Origin of the sequence: Tepidiforma sp., from assembly GCF_026419595.1 — a bacterium.
In the GTDB taxonomy this organism is placed as follows: Bacteria; Chloroflexota; Dehalococcoidia; order Tepidiformales; family Tepidiformaceae; genus Tepidiforma.
The window spans coordinates 1-4,778 of record NZ_JANZZD010000049.1; the positions used below are offsets into that span (position 1 = coordinate 1).

4 protein-coding genes are annotated in these 4,778 nt (G+C 74.0%); 2 read left to right on the plus strand and 2 right to left on the minus strand.

From position 1 onward, the window contains the following. Positions 1-129: 129 nt before the first annotated feature. Positions 130-981, plus strand: coding sequence for an enoyl-CoA hydratase/isomerase family protein (locus N2041_RS14075; RefSeq protein ID WP_297679210.1), 852 nt, complete (start codon positions 130-132; stop codon positions 979-981). A 141-nt stretch (positions 982-1,122) separates the two neighbouring features. Continuing rightward, the gene (gene lepB, locus N2041_RS14080; protein WP_297679211.1) at positions 1,123-2,061 is read left to right on the plus strand and encodes a signal peptidase I; all 939 of its coding nucleotides are present in this window, start codon (positions 1,123-1,125) and stop codon (positions 2,059-2,061) included. A 15-nt stretch (positions 2,062-2,076) separates the two neighbouring features. Here lepB and N2041_RS14085 read toward each other — a convergent pair whose 3' ends face one another. Both N2041_RS14085 and N2041_RS14090 read right to left on the minus strand, forming a co-directional pair. Beyond that, entirely contained in the window at positions 2,077-2,823 is a 747-nt protein-coding gene (locus N2041_RS14085) for a tyrosine-protein phosphatase (protein ID WP_297679212.1), read from the minus strand. 59 nt (positions 2,824-2,882) lie between these two features. Then, the gene (locus N2041_RS14090; protein WP_297679213.1) at positions 2,883-4,406 is read right to left on the minus strand and encodes an alpha/beta hydrolase; all 1,524 of its coding nucleotides are present in this window, start codon (positions 4,404-4,406) and stop codon (positions 2,883-2,885) included. Between the last annotated feature and the right edge of the window lie 372 nt (positions 4,407-4,778).

The following is a 4,778-nucleotide window of genomic DNA, read 5'->3' on the forward strand; positions in this document are numbered from 1 at the left end:
CGCCGCGGAGCGGCGGCATCCCGCGGCGCCGCCGGCGAAGCCGGCCAGCCATCCCCCGCGGCGCCAGCCGCGCCACCCCGCTACACTCTCCCAACTCCCAACTCCCAACTCCCAACTCCCGAGGCTCCCATGTTCCCCACCGGCTCCTTCCGCGGCTTGGATATCCGGCTCGAGTCCCCCGGCATCGCCGTCATCACCTTCAACCAGCCCGACCGTCTCAACGGCCTCGCCCAGCCCATCAAGCGCGACCTCATCGAAGCCCTCACCCAGGCCCAGATGGACGACCGCGTCCGCGTCGTCGTCTTCACCGGCAGCGGCCGCGCCTTCTGCGCCGGCGACGACATCACCGGCCGCCCGCTGCCCGAAGGGCCGGCCCTCGTGCCCGACATCTTCCCCGGCCACCGCGAAGAGATCGGCACCTACAACGGCCTCCGCGTCCTCTCGCAGGCCCTCAACACTGCTGTCCGCAACCTCGACAAGCTTTGCATCGCCGCGATCAACGGCGTCGCCATCCAGTCCGGCCTCTCCCTCGCCCTCGCCTGCGACTTCCGCATCGCCTCCAGCGAGGCCCGCCTCGGGAGCGCCACCCTCCGCTTCGGCCTCCTGCCCGACGAAGGCGGCCACGCCCTCCTCGTCCAGCTCATCGGCCTCGCGAAGACCATGGACTTCCTCATGCGGAAGCGCATCGTCTCCGCCGCCGAAGCGCTCGAGCTCGGCCTCGTCCACGAGGTCTGCGAACCCGCCGACCTCATGGACCGCGCGATGGCCCTTGCCCGCGAACTCGCCGAAGGCCCGCAGGTCGCCATGCGCCTCCTCAAGCGCTCCCTCTACCTCGCTGCCGAGAGCACCTGGGCCCAGGCCCTCGAAGACATCGCCGCCCGCACCGCCATCAGCGACCACCACCCCGACGCGCGGGAGGGCGTCGCCGCCTTCCGGGAGCGCCGCGAACCCCGCTTCAACGCCTGGCTCGAAGGCCGCTGACCGGCCTCGGTTCGATCATTCGCCTTCGAACGATCTGTCCGGCGCGGCGCCGCCCGCCGAATCTCCGGGCGAAAGGAGCGCGCCGCACGGGGTGTGACCCCGCCAGTGGCCCGCGGCACCCGGATGTGGCGTAATCTCACCATGGGCGAAGCCCCGCAGCCCCAGCGGCGTCTCTCCTGGCCCGCGCTTCGCCAGGACCACGACAGCGCGCCGGACGCCGCCGACCCCGAGGGCACGTGGCTCGCCGGCTCCGCGCCGGGTCAGCCGGACGGCAGCGAGACGCCGCCGACCTTCGACTGGCTCTTCCGCGATCCGCGCCGCTGGGCGCCCCAGCACGGCCCGGCCGGCCGCGAACCCGCCGCGGTCCCGGCCCTCGTGCCCCCTCCCCGGCCCGCAGCGCCGGCCCTGCCGCCCGCTGAAGCCGCGCCGGCCGCGCCTCCCCGCCCGTCCCGGCTCGCCACCGTCGCCCGCGAAATCCTCGAGACCGCCCTCCTCGCCGTCCTCGTCTTCCTCGCCGTCCGCGCCAGCGTCCAGCACTACCGGGTCGACGGCAGCTCCATGGAGCCCACGCTCGAAGACGGCGAATTCCTGCTGGTGAACTCCCTCGCCTACAGCCGCGTCGATGTCGCCGCCCTCGCGCGCTGGGTGCCCGGCTGGGCGCCCGGCCCTCCCGCCGAGCGCTATCTCTTCGGCGGCCCGCAGCGCGGCGATATCGTCGTCTTCCACCACCCGTCCGGCGTCCACCGCGACCTCGTGAAGCGCGTCATCGGCCTCCCCGGCGAAACCGTCGAAATCCGCCAGGGCACCGTCTACATCGACGGCCGCGCCCTCGTCGAGCCCTACCTCGCCGCGGCCGAGCCCCCCATCGGCGATATGGCGCCGGTCCGCATCCCCGCCGATGCCTACTTCGTCATGGGCGATAACCGGAACCACAGCCAGGACAGCCGCGTCCTCGGCCCCATCCCGGCCGACCGCATCGTCGGCAAGGCGTTCATCACCTGGTGGCCGCGCGACCGCTTCGGCCCGGCGCCGAACGAGGCGCCCCGCTTCGCCGCCGCCGAAGCGCCCGCGCCGGAGTGACGCCGGCCCGCCCGCTCAGGCCGTGAGCAGCTCCCGCACCCGGTCGATCGTGGCCGCGCTCACCCCCTGCTTCCGGAAGAACGCCTCCGCGCCGCCGTGGTGTTCGTGCAGCAGCTCGATGAACCCCGCCATCCGCTCGGGCGGCGTCGCGAGCCGCGCCCGGATCTCCTCCTCCGTGCCTTCCAGCTGGCGGCCGCTCGCGCGAAGGTAGGCCAGCAGCCGGTCGATGCTCGCGTCGCTCAGCCCGTATTCGTGCGCGATGTCCGCCGGGTCGGCCCCCAGCACGTCCATGATCATCCCGATGAGCACGCCCGTCCGGTCCTTCCCCGCCGTGCAGTGGACGAGGAACGGGTAGCGCTCCTCCTCCGCGAACAGCTCGAACGCCCGCGCCAGCCGGTCGCCCCCGATCTCGAGGTAGTGCAGGTAGCGCCGCGGCGACGGGCCCGGCCCGTACAGGCCGTTCAGCTCCGCGATCAGGTCCTCCTGCCGCCACTCCTCGCGAAAGATCGAGAGCCGGATGACCCGGTCGCTCAGCGGGTGCGGCCCCTGCGCCAGCTCATCCGGGTGGCGCAGGTCGAGGATCGTCCGCAGGCCGATTCCGCGCTCCAGCACCTCCCGGTCCGCCGGCGTCATCGGCTCCAGCGCCCCCGAGCGGAACACCTTCCCCGGCTGCAGCACCCGGCCCCCGGCGACGCGGTACGGCCCGACCGGCCGGAAATTGTGGATGCCTTCGAGGTCGCGGGGGAGGGTCGTGTCGTGCATACCCCCATGCTACGCCATCGCCGCGGGCCGGGCGTTCACGAACCGTTCATCGAAAAGCGTCACCCGCCGCAGCTCGCGTCGCCGGCCGCCACGTTCAGCACCGCCGTCCGCGTCACCCCGTCCGCGAAAATCGCTTCCATCGTGATGCCGTAGCAGCCGGCCGCCGGGAACGTCACCGTCACCCCGTGCACATCCCGGAACGTCCCGGAGGGCGTCACCCACGTCACCCTGAGCGGCGTCGGGTTCGAAACGTCGTAGTAGGTGGCGCTCGCCCCCGCCTCCACCCGCACCGGCCCCGCGATCGCCGCATACGGACCCGCCGGGGTCGGTGTCGCCGTCGGGACCGGCGTGTTCGTCGGCGTCGCGGTCGGCAGTGCCGTCGGCGTCGGCGTCGCTGTCGCCGCAGGCGCGCCCGCTGGCGCCCGCGTCGGTGTGGCGGTCGCGCTCGCCGTCGGCGAAGGCGAAGCGCCGGGCGCGCCGGGTGTAGCTGCCATCCCGCCCGGGCCCGCCGGCGTCGCCGCCGCCCCGGGCGCGACCGGCACCGCCGTCCGGGTGCCGGCCACGGCGGTCACGGGCGTGAAGCCCGCGGCCGGGCTCGGCTCCGGCTCCGCGACGAACACCTGCCCGCCGCCGTCCCGGCCCAGGCTCCCGACCAGCAGCGCCGCCGCCAGCATGCCGAGGCCCGCCGCGATGAGCACCCCGCCGGCGACGCTCAGGGCGTTCGTCCCCGCCGGGCCGCGCGTCGCGGCTGCCGATGGCGGCGCCAGCAGGCCGAGCTCGCGCGCGAAGTCGACGACCGCTGCTTCGAACTCCCGCGGCGCTTCGAGATTCGCGGCGTGGCCGGCCCCGGGCAGCCGCACGACGCGCGCCAGCCCCGGCGGCAGCTGCGCCAGGAAGCCCGGCAGCACCTCGATGAAGTCCCGGTCGCGCTCCCCCGCCACCACGAGCACCGGCACCCGCAGTTCCGGCAGCCGTTCGAAGGCGTTCACCGCCGGGATGAGTCCCTCCGCCGTGCCGGCCAGCCCCTCCGGCGTCAGCCGGTCGAAATCCCGCGTCAGCAGCTCCCGCGACCGCTCGTCCAGCCGCCGGCTTTGCGCCGGGTAGAGCCGCGTCGCCTTGAGGAACTCCGTCCCCTCCGCCCGCACCCGCGAAGCCAGCGCCAGCATCCCCTCCCGCGCGGCGGCCGCCCACGCGGGCGTTCCCGCCGCCGAGGCCGAGTTGATGATGATGAGGCCGGCGAACCGCTCCGGGGCCGTCAGCGCGCACTGCACCGCCACGGCCCCGCCGAGCGAATGCCCGCAGAGGAGCGCGCGGTCGTCGCACAGCGCGTCCATCAGCCCCAGGATGCGTGCGACCGCGCGCTCGGGCGCGTACGCTGCCGGGTCTGCCGGCGCCTCCGAACCGCCGTGGCCCAGGAGCTCCACGGTCACGACCGTGAAGTGTTCCCGCAGCGCCGCAAGGTTGGCCGCGAACGACGCCGCGCTCGCCGTGAAGCCATGAAGGAGGTAGAGCGGCGGCCCCCCGCCCGGGTGCGGATACCGCTCATACGCGATGCGCTGGCCCGGCTCCCCAAAGAGCGGCATGCCCCGACTCTAGGCGGAACCCGCACCCCGGGCAAGCCGGGAGAGCGGGAACGGGGAACCGGGAGCCGGGAAGCGGGAACCGGAGGTTGGAGGTTGGAGGTTACCCTCCTCTCCCTGCTCCCTGCTCCCTGCTCCCAACTCCCAACTCCAAACTCCGTAGTCGCGGGCCTCCGTGCCCGCGGAGGGCCGGCGAGGCCCACCCGGACGTCCGCATCCACCCGCTTCCCGCCTCCCGCTTCCCGGCTCCCGGGACATCCGTTGGGCGCATGGCGCCCCGCGGGGACGGAGCCCCGCAACTACGGTTGGAGGTTGGAGGTTGGAGGTTGGAGGTTGGAGGTTGGAGGTTGGAGGTTGGAGGTTGGAGGTTGGAGG